The organism is Microbispora sp. NPDC049633 (assembly GCF_040675265.1).
In the GTDB taxonomy this organism is placed as follows: domain Bacteria; phylum Actinomycetota; class Actinomycetes; order Streptosporangiales; family Streptosporangiaceae; genus Microbispora; species Microbispora maris.
This window is the reverse complement of the sequence record NZ_JBFAOO010000169.1, coordinates 1-16,277: the sequence shown is the minus strand read 5'-3', so window position 1 is coordinate 16,277 and position 16,277 is coordinate 1. Positions and strand designations below refer to the sequence as shown.

The window sequence follows — 16,277 nt, the reverse complement described above, 5'->3', positions numbered from 1 at the left end:
GCGCTCACGGGCGCGCTGCTCGGCTGCGCCGTGGGCTACGACGCGCTGCCCGCCGCCTGGCGCGAGCGGGTGCGCACGCTGGCCGGGTGCTGCCTGCCGGAGCTCGCCGGAGCCGACCTGCTGGACATCGCGGGGAGGCTCGCATGAGGCCCGCCCCATCACGCGTACGGACAAGGGGGAACACCGGATGACGCCGCAGGACGACCTGCTGGCCGATCGCGCCGTGGGGTGCGTGGCGGGCGCCGCGGTGGCCGACGCGCTCGGCGGGGCCACCGAGGGATGGACGCCCGAGCAGATCCAGGAGCGTTACGGGGGCCGCGTCCGCGGTGTCGTCCCTCCCTTCAATGAGAACTGGCGCGACGCCCGCCCGATCGCGCCGTACCACAAGGGGGACGGCCACGTCACCGACGACACGTTGATGACGCACGCCCTCATCCGCGTGTACGAGCGGGTCGGCGACCACCTCGACGCCTACGCCGCGGCCGAGCACCTGGTGCCCGAGATGATCGGCGAGCGGCGGTGGATCCCCGAGCTGGAGGCCGAGGCGCTGCCCCTCCAGCGGGTGTTCCTCGCCGAGAAGTGGCTCGTGCTGCGGCTGCACTACGGCCACGCCGACCCCCGTGAGGCCGGCGTCGGCAACATCGTCAACTGCGGCGCCGCGATGTACATGGCCCCGGTCGGCGTCGTCAACGCCGGCGACCCCGACGGCGCGTACGCCGAGGCGATCGACCTGGCCGGGGCGCACCAGTCGAGCTACGGCCGGGAGGCGGCGGGGGTGCTGGCGGCGGCCGTCGCCGAGGCGATGCGGCCCGGCGCGACACCCGACTCGGTCGTGGCCGCCTGCCTGCGGCTGGCCCACGACGGCACCCGGGCCGCCATCGACGCGGTCTGCTCGGTCGCCCGGGGGCTCGGCCACTGGGAAGGCTCGTTCGAGGCGCTGCGGGCGGCGGTCCGGCCCTACGACACGGTGGCCGACACCTACCGCGATCAGGGCCTGGGGGCACGCCGGCCGAGCCGGTTGCACAGCATCGAGGAACTGCCGCTCGCGCTGGCGTTCCTGGTCATCGCCAAGGGCGACTACCGGGAGACCGTGCTCGGCGGCGTCAACTACGGACGCGACGCCGACTCGATCGCCTCGATGGGCGGGGCCCTCGCCGGGGCGCTCGGCGGACGGGCCGCCGTCCCGGCCGACTGGCTGGAGCGGGTGGCCACGGCCAGCCGTACGGACCTGGTCGGGCCGGGGCTGGCGCTCGCGGCCGTGGCGCGGCGGGTCCACGCGGCCGACCGGGAGCGCCGCCGCGCGCACGAGGCCGCCTTCGACGCCCTGCTCGCGCCGCGCGGGGACGAGGACTCCCGGTGATCCGGCTGACGTGGGCGCAGCCGGAGGACCTGGTCGGCCACGAGCTGCGGCAGGCCGCCGAGGACGGGCGGGGGGCGCTCCCCGAGGTGGCGGCCGCCGCCGGCCGCTGGCACGCCGCCGGGGGACACGACGCCCCGCCCCGGGCGGGCGCCTCCGCCGGGCCCGCCCCCGAGGGGCTGCGCGCGCTGGCCGGGGAACTGCTCGACGAGCTGGCCGGGATCGGTTCGCCGCTGCCGGAGCCCTCCTCGCTGGAGGAGATCGTCGCGTCCTGCCCGGACTGGCCCGGTGGGCGCGCCGCCGTCCGGCCCGAGCCCGGGCGCGTCCTGGCCGCCTGGTGGGGGAGGGCCGCCGGATGCCTGCTGGGCAAACCGGTGGAGAAGATCCCCCGCGAGGGGATCAGGGCCGTCGCCGAGGCCACCGGCAACTGGCCGATCCGCGGCTGGTTCACGGCCAAGGGGCTGCCGCCGGAGATCGCCGAGCGCTGGCCGTGGAACCGCCGCAGCGCGGCCACCAGCCTCGCCGAGAACATCGACGGCGTGCCCGAGGACGACGACCTCAACTACGCGCTGCTCGCGCTCACCGTGCTCGAACGGCACGGACCGGGCTTCACGACCGAGGACGTGGCGCGGACCTGGCTCGACGCGCTGCCCGCCGGGCGGGTCTTCACCGCCGAGCGGGCGGCCTACCGCAACCTGCTCCTGGGCCTCGAACCCCCCGCGACCGCCACGTATCGCAACCCGTTCCGCGAATGGATCGGCGCGCTGATCAGGGCCGACGTGTACGGCTGGGCCAACCCGGGCGACCCGGCGACGGCCGCGACATGGGCGTGGCGGGACGCCCGGCTCAGCCACACGGCCAACGGGATCTACGGCGCGATGTTCGCCGCCGCCATGTGCGCGCAGGCGCTCGTGGCCGGGAGCGTGGACGAGGTGATCGAGGCCGGGCTGTCGGTCGTGCCGCCCGGCTCGCGCCTGGCCGTCGCCGTACGGCAGGCCGTGGCCGACGCCGCGGCGGAGCCGGACTTCGAACGGGTCGCGGACCGGCTGTACGCGCGGCACGGACAGCTCCACTGGGTGCACACGGTCAACAACGCGGCCCTGCTGGCGGCCGCCCTCGTGCACGGCGCAGCGCACGGCGCAGTGCACGGCGCAGGGGACTTCTTCGCCGCGACCGTCGGCTCGGCCGTGGCCGGAGGCTGGGACACCGACTCTGCCGCCGCCACGGCCGGATCGATCGCCGGGGCGCTCGCGGGCGGCGTCCCCGCACGCTGGACGACCCGGGACCGGCTGGCCAGCAGCCTGCCCGGCTTCGACGGCGTGTCCATCGAGTCGCTCGCCGCCCGCACGCTCGCGCTCATCGAAGGGAACCGGCAGTGATCTCGGTGTTCGGCAGCGCCAACATGGACCTGGTGGCGTACGTCGCCCAGGCTCCCAAACCAGGGGAGACCATCACGGGCCGGGCTTTCCGCACGATCCCGGGTGGCAAGGGGGCCAACCAGGCGATCGCCGCGGCCCGGGCGGGGGCCGAGGTGGCCTTCCTCGGGGCGGTGGGGGACGACGCGTTCGGGCCGGGCCTGCGCGCCGCGCTCACCGAGGCGGGCGTCGACACGAGCGGGCTGCGCGTCGTGCCCGGCCCCTCGGGCGTCGCCCACATCGTGGTGCAGGACGGCGGCGACAATTCGATCATCGTGGTGCCCGGGGCTAACGGCGCCGTCACCGGCCCCTCGCCGCGCGACGCGGAGACGATCGGCCGGTCCGACGCCCTGCTGCTGCAACTGGAACTGCCGATGGACGCCGTGGTCGCCGCGGCTCGGGTGCCCGGCGCGGAGGTGATCCTGACCCCGGCCCCCGCCGTGCCGCTGCCGGCCGAACTGCTGGAGGCCGTCGGCCTCATCGTGCCCAACGAGCACGAGGCGGCGGCCCTGACCGGCCGCGACGATCCCCGGGACGCGCTGGAGGCGCTGCTCGACCTCGTCCCCGAGGCCGTCGTCACCCTGGGCGCGCGGGGCGCCCTGTACGGCTCGCGCGACGGCACCCGGCTGCGCGAGCCCGCCGTACCGGTGCGGGCGGTGGACACCACGGCGGCGGGGGACACCTTCGCGGGGGCGCTGGCCGTGGCCAGGAGCGAGGGACGCGACCCTGCGCGGGCGCTGCGCTTCGCCTCGGCCGCGGCGGCGCTGTCGGTGCGGCGGGAGGGCGCGAGCACCTCGATGCCGCGCCGCCACGAGATCGACCGTCTTCTGGAGGGCCGGAACATGGAGGCGCTGTGAAGGGGCCGCTCGACGGCGTACGGGTGATCGACGCCGCGACGCTGTTCGCCGGGCCGACCGCGGCCATGCTGCTCGGCGACTACGGCGCGGACGTCGTCAAGGTCGAGCACCCCCGCAGGCCGGACCCGTCGCGGGGGCACGGGCCCGAGGGGCTGTGGTGGAAGATGCTCGGCCGCAACAAGCGCACGATGACGCTCGACCTGTCCACGCCGGAGGGCCAGGACCTGATGGTCCGGCTGATCGAGGACGCGGACGTGCTGGTCGAGAACTTCCGCCCCGGCACGCTGGAGCGCTGGAACCTGTCCTGGGACCGGCTCAGCGAGGTCAACCCGGGCCTGGTGCTCGCCCGGGTCACCGGCTTCGGCCAGTTCGGCCCGTACGCCAGGCGGCCCGGCTTCGGCACCCTCGCCGAGGCGATGAGCGGGTTCGCCGCGATGACGGGGGAGCCCGGCGGGCCGCCCACGCTGCCGCCGTTCGGGCTCGCGGACGGCATCTGCGCGCTGGCCACCGCGTTCGCCGTGATGACGGCCCTGCGGTCGGGCCGCGGGCAGGTCGTCGACCTGTCCATCGTCGAGCCGATCCTGACCGTGCTCGGCGCCCAGCCGACCGTCTACGACCGGCTCGGGGTCGTGCCCCCGCGCACGGGCAACCGCTCGGTCAACAACGCGCCGCGCAACACCTACCGATGCCGCGACGGCTCCTGGGTCGCGGTCTCCACCTCCGCCCAGAGCATCGCCGAACGGGTGATGCGCCTGGTCGGGCGGCCCGAGCTGGCCGAGGAGCCGTGGTTCGCCACGGGCGCGGGCCGGGTGGCGCACGCCGACGAGCTCGACGCGGCCGTGGCCACGTGGGTCGGCGAGCGGACCCGGGAGGAGGTGCTCCGGGCGTTCGAGGAGGCGGAGGCCGCCGTGGCGCCGATCTACGACGTGCGCGACGTGCTGGCCGACCCGCAGCTGCGGGCGCTCGACGCCGTGACCACCGTGGAGGACCCCGAGCTGGGCCCGCTGCGGATGCAGAACGTGATGTTCCGGCTGTCGGAGACCCCCGGGCGCATCCGGTGGACCGGCCGGCCGCACGGCGCGGACACCGACGAGATCCTGCACGGCCTCGGCCTGACCGATGCGGACATCGATGCCCTGCGGACCAAGGGCGTGGTGTGACATGTCACAGCGTGGTGCGGCATGAGCGCCGATCATGCGGAAAGGGGCACGGACGATTCGCGAGGAGTTGACGTGGTGCCTTCCACCGGCTTTCCTACCGGGCCTTCAGCCGGCAGCCCCCTGACATGGTTGTACGTGCCCGCCGACCGTCCGGACCGGGTCGCCAAGGCGCTCGGCGGGGAGGCCGACATGGTGATCGTGGACCTGGAGGACGCGGTCGCCCCGGAGAACAAGGGCACCGCCCGGGCCGCGACCGTCGCCCTGCTGGCCACGCCGCAGCCGCGCGTGGAGATCCGCGTCAACGACGTCCGCACGCCGTACGGCCAGGCCGACCTGCATGCGCTCGGCACGCTGCTGCACGGCGGCGGCGGCCTGCGCGTCCCGAAGGTGGAGTCGGCCGACGAGGTCCGCTGGATCGCCGACGCGGTGCCGGGCGTGCCGCTGCGCCCCGTCGTCGAGTCGGCCCTCGGGCTGGAGCGGGCGTTCGAGATCGCCACGGCCTCCCCGGCGGTGGCCGGGATCGGCCTGGGCGAGGCCGACCTGCGCGCCGACCTCGGCGTGACCGGTGAGGCGGGCCTGGCCTGGGCGCGTTCCCGCATCGTGGTCGCGGCCCGGGCGGCGGGCCTGCCGGCCCCGGCGCAGTCGGTGTTTCCGAACGTCCGCGACCTCGACGGCCTGGCCGCGTCCTGCGCCGAGGGCCGGGCCATGGGCTTTCGCGGGCGGGCGGCCATCCATCCCATCCAGCTGCCGGTGATCGCGGCGGCCTACCGGCCGACCCGGGAGGAGATCGCCGCCGCCCTGGAGGTCGTCTCCGCCGCCGACCAGGGGGCGGTCGCCCTCGCCGACGGCCGTTTCGTCGACGAGGCCGTCGTCCGCCAGGCCCGCCGCATCCTCACCGACGCGGGCGACCACTGAGGCGCTTCACGTCGTCCGCCGCGCGACGAACACGAACTCGCGGCCCGGGCGGTCGGGGGCGTCGCGCACGTCCAGCACGCGGTAGCCGTTCGCGGTCAGGCCCTCCTCCACCTCGTCCCGGTCGCGGAACCGGAGAGTCGAGTCCGACGTGACGACCGCGCCGTCCGCCGGGAAGGTGTAGGTGTAGCGGAAGGACACCAGCGGGGGGCTCACATCGGTGACCTCGAGACGCCGCTCCACGACCCCGGCCTCCGGCAGGTCGAGGGCGACCGGGCCGGTGTCGGAGGCCCACTCCTCCCAGGCCCGGCGTTCGGGGCGTCTGGTCTCGAACACCAGATGACCCTGCGGGCGGAGCGCGGCGTGGACGCCGCGGAGCGTCCGCGACCATTCGTCGTCGGTGAGGAACACCTGCGCGACGTTCCCCGTCATGACGGCGAGGTCGGCGCCGAACGGCGGCAGGCGGGTGGCGTCGCCGTGGACCCAGGTGACCCTTCCGGCCGGGTCCTTCGATGCGGCGATCCGCAGTGACGCCTCGGCGGGGTCGACGCCCATGACCGTGCGTCCCGCGTCGGCGAGCAGGACCGCCAGGCACCCCGTCCCGCAGCCGACGTCGAGCACCCGCCCGGCGTCCAGCTCGTCGGCGATGCGGAGATAGGCGCCCAGGTCGTCACGGTCGCCGTCGAAGGCGTCGTATACGGCGGCCAGGCGAGGGTGGGCGAAGATCGCGTCAGGCATCCGGCGACCATACCCCCGCACGCCGCCCATCACCCCGCGCGGCCCTGCCGCCACTGCTCCATGACCTGGCGGAAGGCCTCGCTCACGAGGAGCAGGAGCTCGGCGGAGTCCTCGAAGCGGGCGCCCGCCGGGGTCGCGGCCCCGAGGATCTCGGCTCCGCGCCGCGACGCGGCCACCAGGGCGTCGTTCATCCGCAGGGATGCCTGCATGGACCGCAGCCAGATCTCGTCGTCGATGACGTAACGCTCGCGCCGCGCGCCGGGGACCCGTTCCCGCCTGAGCATCCCCTGCTGTTCGAGGAAGGCGACGGCGTGCGAGATCGACGCGGGGCTGACGCGGAGCCGCTGCACCAGGTCGGCCGCGGTGAGCGCCCCGGAGTCGGTGACGTACAGGCAGGCCAGCACCCTGGCCTCCATCCGAGGCAGCCCCTGCTGGACGAGGAGAGCGATGAAGGTCTCCGTGAAGTCCTCGACCGCCCGGGGGTCGCGTCCATGGCCGCTGTCGGGGATCGGCGGGGCCGGAGGCTGAGCCGTTCTGCGTCGGCGCGCGCGGTGCCGGGTGGCCTCGTGCGCGCGGTCCGCCCCGTAGCCGCTGGGTCCGCCGTTGCGGGTGACCTCCCGCATGATGGTCGAGGCGGGCCGCCCCAGCCGCCGGCCGATCTCCGCGTATCCGAGCCCCTCGGCCAGCCCCGCGGCGATGTGCCGGCGGTCCTCGTCGGTGAGTCTGCCTCCGGGCATCGGCGATGGTCTCCTGTCTGTGACGTGCGCGGAGCTGTGCGCCCCACGCCCGCTGCACAGTATGCATTCACTCAGATCCCATTGCAAAGGGCGTCTGATCGCCCATTGCGTTCGCTGACATGTTCATTGCAATTACTCGCTCTGAGTCGTACGTATCCAGGGATCTCCTGCTCCTTCTCTGTTGACTGATCTCTGAATGCAATGTAGCGTCACAGGCGTTCAGAGATTTTCGAATGACGATGGAGATTCACGATGGGAAACGGTCTTTCCGCGGCAGGGCTCCGCGGAGTGCGTGAGGTGCTGACCCGGCACGTCGAGTCCGGGAGGATCCCCGGGCTCGTCGCGCTGGTGGGCCGGGGTGACGAGACGTACGTCGAGGCGATCGGGACGATGCGCCACGACGGTGGCGCGCCGATGCGCCGGGACACGATCTTCCGGATGGCGTCCACGTCCAAGCCGGTCACGATCGCGGCGGCGATGGTCCTGCTCGACGAGTGCAGGCTGCGGCTGGACGACACCGTGGACGCGTGGCTGCCCGAGCTCGCCGACCGGCGGGTGCTGAGGCGGGTCGACGGCCCGGTGGACGACACGGTGCCGGCGCGGAGGCCGATCACCGTCCGGGACGTGCTGTCCTCCACCTTCGGGCTCGGCATGGACATGACGTCGCTGGGCACGCCGATCATGAACGCGGTCTTCGAGCGGGGGCTCACGCCGAATCTGCCGGAGCCGATGCCCGAGCCGGATGAGTGGATGCGCCGCCTGGGCGAGCTGCCGCTGATGCACCAGCCCGGGGAGCGCTGGCAGTACCAGATCAGCAGCGATCTGGTCGGTGTGCTCGTCTCCCGGGTCACGGGACAGTCGTTCGAGGAGTTCCTGCGCGAGCGCGTCTTCGAGCCGCTGGGCATGAAGGACACCGGCTTTCACGTGCCCGCCGACCGGATCGACCGGCTGCCGGCCCTTTACGCCCCCGATCCGCGGACCGGCGAGTTCCTCGTCTGGGACGAGGCCGAGGGGGGACGGTGGAGCCTGCCGCCGGCGTTCCAGGGCGGTGGCGGCGGGCTGGTCTCCACCGTCGACGACTACCACGCCTACTTCCGGATGCTGCTGAACGGCGGCAGGCACAAGGGCGAGCGGATCCTGTCCCGGCCCGCCGTCGAGCTGATGACCACCAACCGCCTCACGCCCGAGCAGAACGCCGCGAGGAACGCCATGGCCGTGAACAACGTCCACATCTCGCACGGCCAGGGGCAGCACGGCGGCTGGGGCTTCGGGATGGCGGTGCGCACCTACCGCGGCGACTACGCCTCCGTCGGCCAGTTCGGCTGGGACGGCGGAAGCGGCACCGCGGCCTACGCCGATCCGGCCGAGGGACTCACCGGAATCCTGCTCACCCAGGTCGGGGCGTCCACCCCGGATTCGATGCGGCTCGTCCACGACTTCTGGACCACTCTCTACCAGGCGATCGACGACTGACACCGGGCTCGGGCCCGGTGGGCCGCAGCCCGCACCTGGAAGGGCCACGCCGTGCTCGGCGTGGCCCTTCCGCATGCGCGGAGGCCGGGGCCGGGCGGGCGCGGTCGGGCGATCCCGCCGGCGGCGAAGCCGGTCGCATCCCGCCCTGACGCGGCTGACCTGGGAGTCCGCCTGCGCGCGGCCATGGACGGGCGGGGGAGGTGCGACGCCCGATTGCCATCACCCTACTTATTTGGTAGGAAATACATGTGTATCGGGCATCATGGTTGGTGCGGCGCCGGCACGTCGACCTGTGCCGTCTGAACGGCTCGGCCTGTCGCTCCTGAACCTCGACATCCCGGTCGGCGTGGTCACCTTCGCCGGCCGTCCTCCTTCCGTTGCCGTCCGCCGTGCCCGCCTTCGAGCGGCGCGGCCCGGCGCTCTCGCCCCCCGGAGCGACCACTGTGACGTCCTCCCCCTCCAGATCCCTCCCCGCCGCCCGTCCGCCGGACGCCGTGCCCCCGGTCCCGTCACCCGCCGAGGGGCCGCGCACCGGCCCGCCGCCGGCCCGGCGGGGTCGCGGAGCCCGCCGGGCCGGCGTACGGGTGCTGTCGCTGCTCGCGCTGCTCGCCCTGTGGCAGCTGGCGGCGGTCGCGGCGGACAACCCGTCGTTCGTGCCCGCGCCCCGGGCCGTGTGGGACCAGCTCGTCCTGCTGTCCACCACGCACGACGGCGTCCGCGGCTACGGCGGCCACCTGCTCGTCGAGCACCTGGGAATCAGCCTGCGCCGCATCCTCATCGGCTCGGCGCTCGGCGTCGCGGCGGGGCTCGTGCTCGGCGTCGTCCTGGGCACGGTGCCGTGGATCCGCCTCGTGGCCGAGCCGGTCGTGACCTTCGTACGGGCCCTGCCGCCGCTGGCGTACTTCAGCCTGCTCATCATCTGGTTCGGCATCGACGAGACGCCAAAGCTGTGGCTGCTCGCCATCGCCGCGCTCCCGCCGGTCGCCGTGGCCACCGCCGCGGCCGTCCACGGCGCGCCCACCGGACTGGTGGAGGCGGCCCGCGCGCTGGGCGCCTCGCGGTGGGACGCCGTCAAGGACGTGGTGCTGCCCGCCGCGCTGCCGGAGATCTTCACCGGAGTCCGGCTGGCCGTCGGGGTCGCGTACTCCTCGGTCGTCGCGGCCGAGACCGTCAACGGCGTGCCCGGCATCGGCGGCATGGTCCGCGACGCACAGCGCTACCTGCAGACCGACGTCGTGGTGCTCGGGCTGCTCGCCATCGGCCTGTCCGGGCTGCTGATCGACGGTCTGCTGCGCGCCGCGGAGACCCGGCTGATCCCCTGGCGCGGCCGCATCTGACCCCGTCCCGCCCGCCGAACCTCGTCAACCCCCTTCCAGCCCAAAAGGAACTCCCCTCCATGTCACGACCACGCCTCACGCGTCTGCTCCCCGTCGTCCTGGCCGCCACGACGGCCGCCGTACTGGCCGCGTGCGGCAACGGCACCGCCTCCGGCGGAGGCGGGGGCGGCGACGGTACGGCGGAGCGCACCATCCGCGTCGCCTACCAGGCGTTCCCCAGCGGCGACCTCATCGTGAAGAACAAGGGCTGGCTGGAACAGGCACTGCCCGGCTACACGATCAAGTGGACCAAGTTCGACTCGGGCGCCAGCGTCAACACCGCCTTCGTGGCCAAGAGCGTGGACATCGCCGCCATCGGGTCGAGCCCGGTCGCGCGCGGGCTGTCCGCGCCGCTGCACATCCCCTACCAGGTGGCGTTCGTGCTCGACGTCGCCGGAGACAACGAGGCACTGGTCGCCCGTGACGGCACCGGCGTCTCGTCCGTGGCGGACCTGCGCGGCAAGAAGGTGGCCACGCCGTTCGCCTCGACGTCCCACTACAGCCTGCTCGCGGCCCTCGACAAGGCGGGGGTGCCGGAGTCCGCGGTGACCCTGGTCGACCTGGAGCCGCAGGACATCCTGGCCTCGTGGACGCGCGGCGACATCGACGCCGCCTACGTCTGGCTGCCGACGCTGGACGAGATCAAGAAGACCGGCAGGACGCTCATCAGCAGCCGCGAGCTGGCCACGGCGGGCAAGCCGACCCTCGACCTGGGCGTGGTGTCGACCGCGTTCGTCCAGGCGCACCCCGACGCGGTCGACGCCTGGCGCAAGGTCGAGGCCAGGGCGCTCGACCTGATCGCCAGCGACCCCGACGCCGCCGCCCAGGCGGTCGGCGCCGAGCTCAACCTCGGCAAGGACGAGGCCAAGGCGCAGCTCAGCCAGGGCGTCTTCCTCAAGCCGGCCGACCTGGCCTCGCCCGAGTGGCTCGGCACGCCGGACAAGGTCGGCGGCCTGGCGCAGAACCTGGTGAGCGCGGCGCAGTTCCTCAAGGACCAGCAGAAGATCGACACGGTGCCCGATCTCGCCACGGTGGAGCGGGCGATCTACACCAAGGGACTTCCCGATGTCCTCGCACCCTGACGCGCCCGCCGTGCCCACCGTGCCCACCGTGCCCACCGTGCCCGCCGTGCCCACAATGCCCGCCGGCCCGGACGTCGCCGCCGTCCGCCTCGAAGAGGTCGAACACGTCTACGGCGGCGGGGGAGGGCCGGTCACCGCTCTCGGGCCGATCTCCCTGACCGTCCCTCCCGGGACCTTCCTCGTGCTCGTCGGGGCCTCCGGGTGCGGCAAGAGCACGCTGCTGCGGCTCGTCGCGGGCTTCGAGAGGCCCACCTCGGGCACCGTGCTGACCGGCGGCGCCGAGCCCGTCCCGGGCAGGGGCGCCGGGATCGTCTTCCAGCAGCCGCGGCTGTTCCCGTGGAAGACCGTGGGCGGCAACGTCGAGCTGGCCCTGCGTTACGCCGGCGTGCCCCGCGCGGAACGCGCCCGCCGGGTGCCGGAGCTGCTGGAACGGGTCGGCCTGCACGACGTGGCGGACCGCCGGATCTGGCAGATCTCCGGAGGGCAGCAGCAGCGCGTGGCGATCGCGCGGGCGCTGGCGGGCGACGACCCGCTGCTGCTGCTCGACGAGCCGTTCGCCGCGTTGGACGCGCTCACCCGCGAGCGCCTCCAGGAGGACCTGCGCCGGGTGAGCGCGCAGACCGGCCGCACGTCGGTGTTCGTCACCCACAGCGTCGAGGAGGCCGTGTTCCTCGGCAGCCGCGTCGTCGTGCTCACCCGGCGGCCGGGCCGGATCGCGCTCGACCTCGACGTCGGCCTTCCGCGCACCGGCGTGGAACCGCACGAACTGCGCGCCCTTCCCGAATACGCCGCGCTCCGCGCCGAGATCGGCCAGGCCGTACGCGCCGCCGCGGCGTGACGCACCACACCACCAACCACGAGGAGAGTGAGATGACCACACCGACCGCCGTCCGGCTGGACCTGCGACCCCTCGGGCCCCACTTCGGCGCCGAGGTCGAGGGGCTGGACCTGGCGACCGCCACCGACGAGGATCTGGCCGCGGTGCGTGCCGCACTGGTCGACCGGAAAGTGCTGTTCTTCCGCGGGCAGAACCTGGACGACGACGGGCAGGTGGCGCTCGGGCGCCGTCTCGGCGAGCTGACCGCGTCCCATCCGGTCGTCGGGGGCGTCGACGAGGCGCATCCCGAGATCTACGCACTCGACAGCGCGGACAACGGCTTCGCCGACGTCTGGCACACCGACGTCACGTTCATGCCGCGCCCGCCGCTCGGCTCCATCCTGCGCGCCGTGATCCTCCCGCCCACCGGCGGCGACACGAGCTGGGCCGACGCCCAGCTGGCCTACGACTCCCTGTCCGGACCGGTGAAGGAACTGGCCGACCAGCTCACCGCGGTCCACGACGGCAACCGGGAGTTCGGTTACTACCTGGCCCAGCGTCGCGGCGGCAGGGGCAACCTCTGGGACGGCGAGGTCGTCACCCGGCTGGAGCCGGTGGAGCACCCCGTGGTCCGCGTCCACCCCGAGACCGGCCGCAAGGGGATCTTCGTCAACCCCGGGTTCACCTCCCACATCGTCGGCGTGTCCGAGGCCGAGAGCCGGGCCATCCTGGACCTGCTCTACGCCCACCTCACCAAGCCCGAGCACATCGTGCGCCACCGCTGGAGGGTCGGCGACGTCGCCATGTGGGACAACCGGAGCACGGCCCACTACGCCAACCGCGACTACGGTGACGCGCACCGCGTCATGCACCGCATCACCCTGCGCGGCGACCGTCCCTACGGCCCCGGCCGCTCCGGCCGTACGGACGGGTGAGGGGGCGCTCCGGCGCGCCGGCGTAAGGCGGCCAGGACGACGCTCACGACGAGCCCGGCCAGGAAACAGGCCATCCCGGCCCAGAACCGCTGCCCGGGCTGGTACCACTGCGCGGGAAGCTCCACCCCGTCGGGTGTGTAGACGTCGTAGAGCGGCTTCGGCTCCACCCATGCCACGAGTGCGAGCACCCGCAAGACCGCCGCGCCCAGGAAGAGGACGACGGAGATCGCGTACCACAGAACCCTCGGCGCGGGCCGCCGCGTGCGACGTGCGGACATGATTCACGATAGCCGGGCGGCCCCCCGGATCCACGGTTACCCCGAGGCGACGAGAGCGGGTCCGGAGGGTACGGGCGTGTCCCGTGCCGCCGGGGCCCGCGGCGGCCGGCGCCCGAACGCCGCCGTCGTCCGCCGTCGTCCGCCGTCGTCCGCGGTCGTTCGCGGGCTGTCAGCGTCCGAGGTGCCGGTCGAGGAAGTCGCGGAGGGTCTCGGCGAGCTCGAGGCGGTGGTCCGACAGGGCGTGGTCGGTGTCGAACACCCGATGCTCCAGAAGCGGCACCGGGTGCGCGGCGTACGCCGCCACCACGGGCTCGTGGTGCTCGGCGGCGGGGGTGACGGTGTCGCGCCCGGCCGTGCCGACGAGCAGGACCGGCCGGTCCGCGAGCCGCGGGGCGAGCCCGGCGAGGCTCCACGCCTCGCCCGCGGAGGTCATCTCCTCGACCAGCGCCTCGCCGCTGGTCCCCTTCAGCGGAAGCAGGTCCTCGCCGAAGCCCTCGACGTACGCCGCGCGCAGCGTCTCGTCCTTCCGGCAGGCGGCCCCGACCCGGCCGAAGTCGAAGGCGGAGACCGACGCGACGGCCCTGATCGACGGGTCGGCCGCCGCGGTGGTCAGCGCGGCGAAGCCGCCGAAGCTGTGCCCCGCCAGCGCCAGCCGGTCCCGGTCGAGGCGGTGCGCCGCCGCGAACTCCCGCTCGCGTACGGCCGTCGCGACGCGGGCCGCGTCCTCCAGCGCGTTCGCCCACGACCAGGTGCCGCCGACGCCCCAGGAGCCGCGGTAGTGAAAGACGAGGGAGGCGTACCCCGCCCGGCGCAGGTCCTGGGCCAGGTCGAAGTTGCGCTCGTGCCCGGGGAAGCCGTGCAGCAGCACCACGATCGGGTGCGGCCCGGGCCCGGCGGGCAGGTGGAGGACCCCCAGCAGGGTCTCGCCGCCGCTGTCGAACGCCACGGCGGTGTTGGCGGTAGGTGTGTCGAGGCTCATCCGACTCCCACTGTCGATCGGACCGGTTGACGTGATCGAGGGTAGAAGCCGGCCGGGAGCCGTCGTCGGGCGGGTCGCCGGTGATCGCCGGCGCCACGCGTGCCGGGGGCACCATGGCGAACCACGGCGCCCCCCCGAACACCACGGCGAACTTCCCGAACACCACGGCTACCCCATGGCTAGCCCCCGGCTAGGGGCGCCACGGCGAACCACGGGTCACCATGGCGCTCCGCCGGGCCCGCCCGCGCCTGCGCACGAGCGGGGCCCGGCTGAGCGCCTCCCGCCTGAGGCCGCCCACCGCGCCTCCCGCGTGGTGCCGCCACCGCGCCTCCCGCCTGAGGCCGCCCACCGCGCCGACGCGCCGTGTCTACCGGGCGGGGCCCGGCCGGGTGGTCGTGGCGGCACCGGTCACCCGGGCGTAGCCGGCGGGCCGGCTGGTGAAGGCGCCCCTGCCCCGGGTCCGCCCGCGCAGCGCGGTCGCGTACCCGAAGAGCTCGGCCAGCGGCACGGTCGCGGTGACCACCACGGTGCCTGTCACGGTGCCTGCCACGCTGCCTGTCACGGTGTCTGCCCGGGCGCCCGCCCGCGCCGCCGAGCCGGTGACCCGGCCGCGCCTGGCCGCCAGGTCGCCCAGCACCCCGCCGACGGCGTCCTCCGGCACGGTGACGGTGACCTCGGCCAACGGCTCCAGCAGAGCCATCGCACCGGCACGCAGCGCCTCCCGCAGCGCGAGCCGTCCGGCCGTCCGGAACGCCATCTCCGAGGAGTCCTTCGGGTGGGTGGCGCCGTCGGTGAGCGTGACCCGCAGGCCGGTCACCGGATGACCGCCGAGCGGTCCCTCGGCGAGGGCGTCGCGGCATCCGGCCTCCACCGCCCCGACGTATTCGCGAGGCACCCGGCCGCCGGTGACCGTGGACCGGAAGACGAAGCCGTCGGCGTCGTCCAACGGCTCCACGTCTAGCACGACGTGGGCGAACTGTCCCGCGCCGCCGTCCTGCTTGACGTGCCGGTAGAGCAGCCCGGACACCCCGTGCACGACCGTCTCCCGGTAGGCGACGCGGGGCCGCCCGACGGAGACGTCGAGCCCGTGGGCCCGGTGGAGCTTCTCCACCGCGACCTCCAGGTGCAACTCGCCCATCCCCGACAGCACCGTCTGGCCGGTCTCGGGGTCGGTGCGGACCGACAGCGAGGGGTCCTCGTCGGTCAGCCGGGCCAGCGCGGTCGCCAGCCGGTCTGCGTCGCCGCTTCCGCGCGGCTCGACGGCCACGGAGACCACCGGCGAGGCCGCGACCGGCGGTTCGAGGACCAGCGGCGCGCCGGGAGCGCAGAGGGTGGCTCCGGCACGGGCCGCCTTGACCCCGGCCACCGCGACGATGTCCCCGGCCGTGGCCCGGTCCGTCTCGGTATGCCGGTCGGCCTGCACCCGCAGGATGCGGCCGATCCGCTCGGTGCGCCGGGCGCCGGCGTCCAGCACGACGTCCCCCCTCCTGATCGTCCCCGCGTACACGCGCAGGTAGGTCAGCCGCCCGGTGGCGGCGGCGTGCACCTTGAACACCAGCGCGGCGAACGGCGCCGCCGGATCGGCCGGCCGCTCCTGCCCGGCTCCGTCCCACGCGCCGTGTACGGGCGGCACGTCGGGCGGTGCGGGCAGATAGGCCACGACGGCGTCCAGCAGCGGCTCGACGCCTCGGTTGCGGTAGGCCGACCCGCACAGCACCACCACGCCCTCGCCCCGCAGGGTCAGGTCGCGCAGAGCGGCGGCGAGAGTCGGCGCCGAGATCTCCGGCCGGGCGCAGAACTCCTCCAGCGCCGCCGGGTGGAGCTCGGCCACCGTCTCCTCGAGCAGGCGGCGGCGCCGGCGGGCCTCGTCCACGAGGGCTTCCGGCACCGGTCCCTCCATTGCCGTGTCGCGGCCGGCGTCCCACGTCAGCGTCCGCATCCGCAGCAGGTCCACCACGCCGGTGAACCCGTCCTCGCGTCCGATGGGCAGCTGGACGACCAGCGGCGTGACCCGCAGCCGCGCGCGGATCGACGCGACCGCCGTGTCGAGATCGGCGCCGGCGCGGTCCATCTTGTTGACGAACGCGACGCGGGGCACGCCGTAGCGGTCGGCCTGCCGCCACACCGACTCGCTCTGCGGCTCCACGCCCGCGACGGCGTC

At 74.4% G+C, this 16,277-nt stretch carries 16 protein-coding genes; 11 read left to right on the top strand and 5 right to left on the bottom strand.

What is annotated here, in order from left to right:
• Positions 1 to 187: 187 nt before the first annotated feature.
• The 5 genes from AB0J39_RS30750 to AB0J39_RS30730 all read left to right on the top strand — a co-directional run bounded on the left by AB0J39_RS30750 (position 188) and on the right by AB0J39_RS30730 (position 5,704).
• Positions 188 to 1,360, top strand: coding sequence for an ADP-ribosylglycohydrolase family protein (locus AB0J39_RS30750; RefSeq protein WP_363471159.1), 1,173 nt, complete (start codon positions 188 to 190; stop codon positions 1,358 to 1,360).
• A complete protein-coding gene (locus AB0J39_RS30745; protein ID WP_363471157.1) occupies positions 1,357 to 2,736 on the top strand; it encodes an ADP-ribosylglycohydrolase family protein in 1,380 nt (459 codons plus the stop codon). Before AB0J39_RS30750 ends, AB0J39_RS30745 begins: the two co-directional genes overlap by 4 nt.
• On the top strand, positions 2,733 to 3,629 hold the full coding sequence (locus AB0J39_RS30740; protein ID WP_363471155.1) for a ribokinase: 897 nt from the start codon (positions 2,733 to 2,735) through the stop codon (positions 3,627 to 3,629). The genes AB0J39_RS30745 and AB0J39_RS30740 overlap by 4 nt, the downstream gene beginning before the upstream one ends.
• Entirely contained in the window at positions 3,626 to 4,789 is a 1,164-nt protein-coding gene (locus AB0J39_RS30735) for a CoA transferase (protein ID WP_363471152.1), read from the top strand. The genes AB0J39_RS30740 and AB0J39_RS30735 overlap by 4 nt, the downstream gene beginning before the upstream one ends.
• 135 nt (positions 4,790 to 4,924) lie before the next feature.
• Positions 4,925 to 5,704, top strand: coding sequence for a CoA ester lyase (locus AB0J39_RS30730; RefSeq protein ID WP_363471149.1), 780 nt, complete (start codon positions 4,925 to 4,927; stop codon positions 5,702 to 5,704).
• 6 nt (positions 5,705 to 5,710) lie between these two features.
• On the opposite strand, the gene AB0J39_RS30725 is transcribed toward AB0J39_RS30730, so the two are convergent.
• Positions 5,711 to 6,439, bottom strand: coding sequence for a class I SAM-dependent methyltransferase (locus AB0J39_RS30725; protein WP_363471146.1), 729 nt, complete (start codon positions 6,437 to 6,439; stop codon positions 5,711 to 5,713).
• Between the two features lie 29 nt (positions 6,440 to 6,468).
• Positions 6,469 to 7,176, bottom strand: a complete 708-nt coding sequence (locus AB0J39_RS30720; RefSeq protein WP_363471143.1) for a helix-turn-helix domain-containing protein — start codon at positions 7,174 to 7,176, stop codon at positions 6,469 to 6,471.
• A gap of 252 nt (positions 7,177 to 7,428) precedes the next feature.
• Between AB0J39_RS30720 and AB0J39_RS30715 the strand changes: the two genes are divergently transcribed.
• The 6 genes from AB0J39_RS30715 (at position 7,429) to AB0J39_RS30690 (ending at position 12,859) form a co-directional block, all read left to right on the top strand.
• Complete coding sequence (locus tag AB0J39_RS30715; RefSeq protein WP_363471140.1) at positions 7,429 to 8,649, top strand: serine hydrolase domain-containing protein; 1,221 nt, start codon at positions 7,429 to 7,431, stop codon at positions 8,647 to 8,649.
• Between the two features lie 248 nt (positions 8,650 to 8,897).
• On the top strand, positions 8,898 to 8,975 hold the full coding sequence (locus AB0J39_RS30710; RefSeq protein ID WP_363471162.1) for a putative leader peptide: 78 nt from the start codon (positions 8,898 to 8,900) through the stop codon (positions 8,973 to 8,975).
• Between the two features lie 117 nt (positions 8,976 to 9,092).
• Positions 9,093 to 9,986, top strand: coding sequence for an ABC transporter permease (locus tag AB0J39_RS30705; protein WP_363471137.1), 894 nt, complete (start codon positions 9,093 to 9,095; stop codon positions 9,984 to 9,986).
• A gap of 59 nt (positions 9,987 to 10,045) precedes the next feature.
• Complete coding sequence (locus tag AB0J39_RS30700; protein ID WP_363471134.1) at positions 10,046 to 11,107, top strand: ABC transporter substrate-binding protein; 1,062 nt, start codon at positions 10,046 to 10,048, stop codon at positions 11,105 to 11,107.
• Positions 11,091 to 11,945 (top strand): ABC transporter ATP-binding protein, encoded by an 855-nt coding sequence (locus AB0J39_RS30695; protein WP_363471131.1) that lies wholly within the window; start codon positions 11,091 to 11,093, stop codon positions 11,943 to 11,945. Before AB0J39_RS30700 ends, AB0J39_RS30695 begins: the two co-directional genes overlap by 17 nt.
• Before the next feature lie 32 nt (positions 11,946 to 11,977).
• Positions 11,978 to 12,859: a TauD/TfdA family dioxygenase gene (locus tag AB0J39_RS30690; RefSeq protein WP_363471128.1), complete on the top strand. Its 882-nt coding sequence runs from the start codon at positions 11,978 to 11,980 to the stop codon at positions 12,857 to 12,859.
• Here AB0J39_RS30690 and AB0J39_RS30685 read toward each other — a convergent pair.
• The 3 genes from AB0J39_RS30685 to AB0J39_RS30675 all read right to left on the bottom strand — a co-directional run.
• Positions 12,823 to 13,137 (bottom strand): hypothetical protein, encoded by a 315-nt coding sequence (locus AB0J39_RS30685; RefSeq protein WP_363471125.1) that lies wholly within the window; start codon positions 13,135 to 13,137, stop codon positions 12,823 to 12,825. The genes AB0J39_RS30690 and AB0J39_RS30685 overlap by 37 nt on opposite strands.
• A gap of 169 nt (positions 13,138 to 13,306) precedes the next feature.
• Positions 13,307 to 14,116, bottom strand: a complete 810-nt coding sequence (locus AB0J39_RS30680) for an alpha/beta fold hydrolase (protein WP_363471123.1) — start codon at positions 14,114 to 14,116, stop codon at positions 13,307 to 13,309.
• Between the two features lie 367 nt (positions 14,117 to 14,483).
• On the bottom strand, positions 14,484 to 16,277 hold a 1,794-nt coding region (locus tag AB0J39_RS30675), incomplete at its 5' end, for an elongation factor G (RefSeq protein ID WP_363471120.1).

Coding starts and splice junctions, on each gene's coding strand:
- AB0J39_RS30700 (WP_363471134.1), top strand. CDS start 10,046: ATGTCACGACCACGCCTCACGCGTCTGCTCCCCGTCGTCCTGGCCGCC.
- AB0J39_RS30750 (WP_363471159.1), top strand. CDS start 188: ATGACGCCGCAGGACGACCTGCTGGCCGATCGCGCCGTGGGGTGCGTG.
- AB0J39_RS30725 (WP_363471146.1), bottom strand. CDS start 6,439: ATGCCTGACGCGATCTTCGCCCACCCTCGCCTGGCCGCCGTATACGAC.
- AB0J39_RS30715 (WP_363471140.1), top strand. CDS start 7,429: ATGGGAAACGGTCTTTCCGCGGCAGGGCTCCGCGGAGTGCGTGAGGTG.
- AB0J39_RS30720 (WP_363471143.1), bottom strand. CDS start 7,176: ATGCCCGGAGGCAGACTCACCGACGAGGACCGCCGGCACATCGCCGCG.
- AB0J39_RS30680 (WP_363471123.1), bottom strand. CDS start 14,116: ATGAGCCTCGACACACCTACCGCCAACACCGCCGTGGCGTTCGACAGC.
- AB0J39_RS30690 (WP_363471128.1), top strand. CDS start 11,978: ATGACCACACCGACCGCCGTCCGGCTGGACCTGCGACCCCTCGGGCCC.
- AB0J39_RS30695 (WP_363471131.1), top strand. CDS start 11,091: ATGTCCTCGCACCCTGACGCGCCCGCCGTGCCCACCGTGCCCACCGTG.
- AB0J39_RS30685 (WP_363471125.1), bottom strand. CDS start 13,137: ATGTCCGCACGTCGCACGCGGCGGCCCGCGCCGAGGGTTCTGTGGTAC.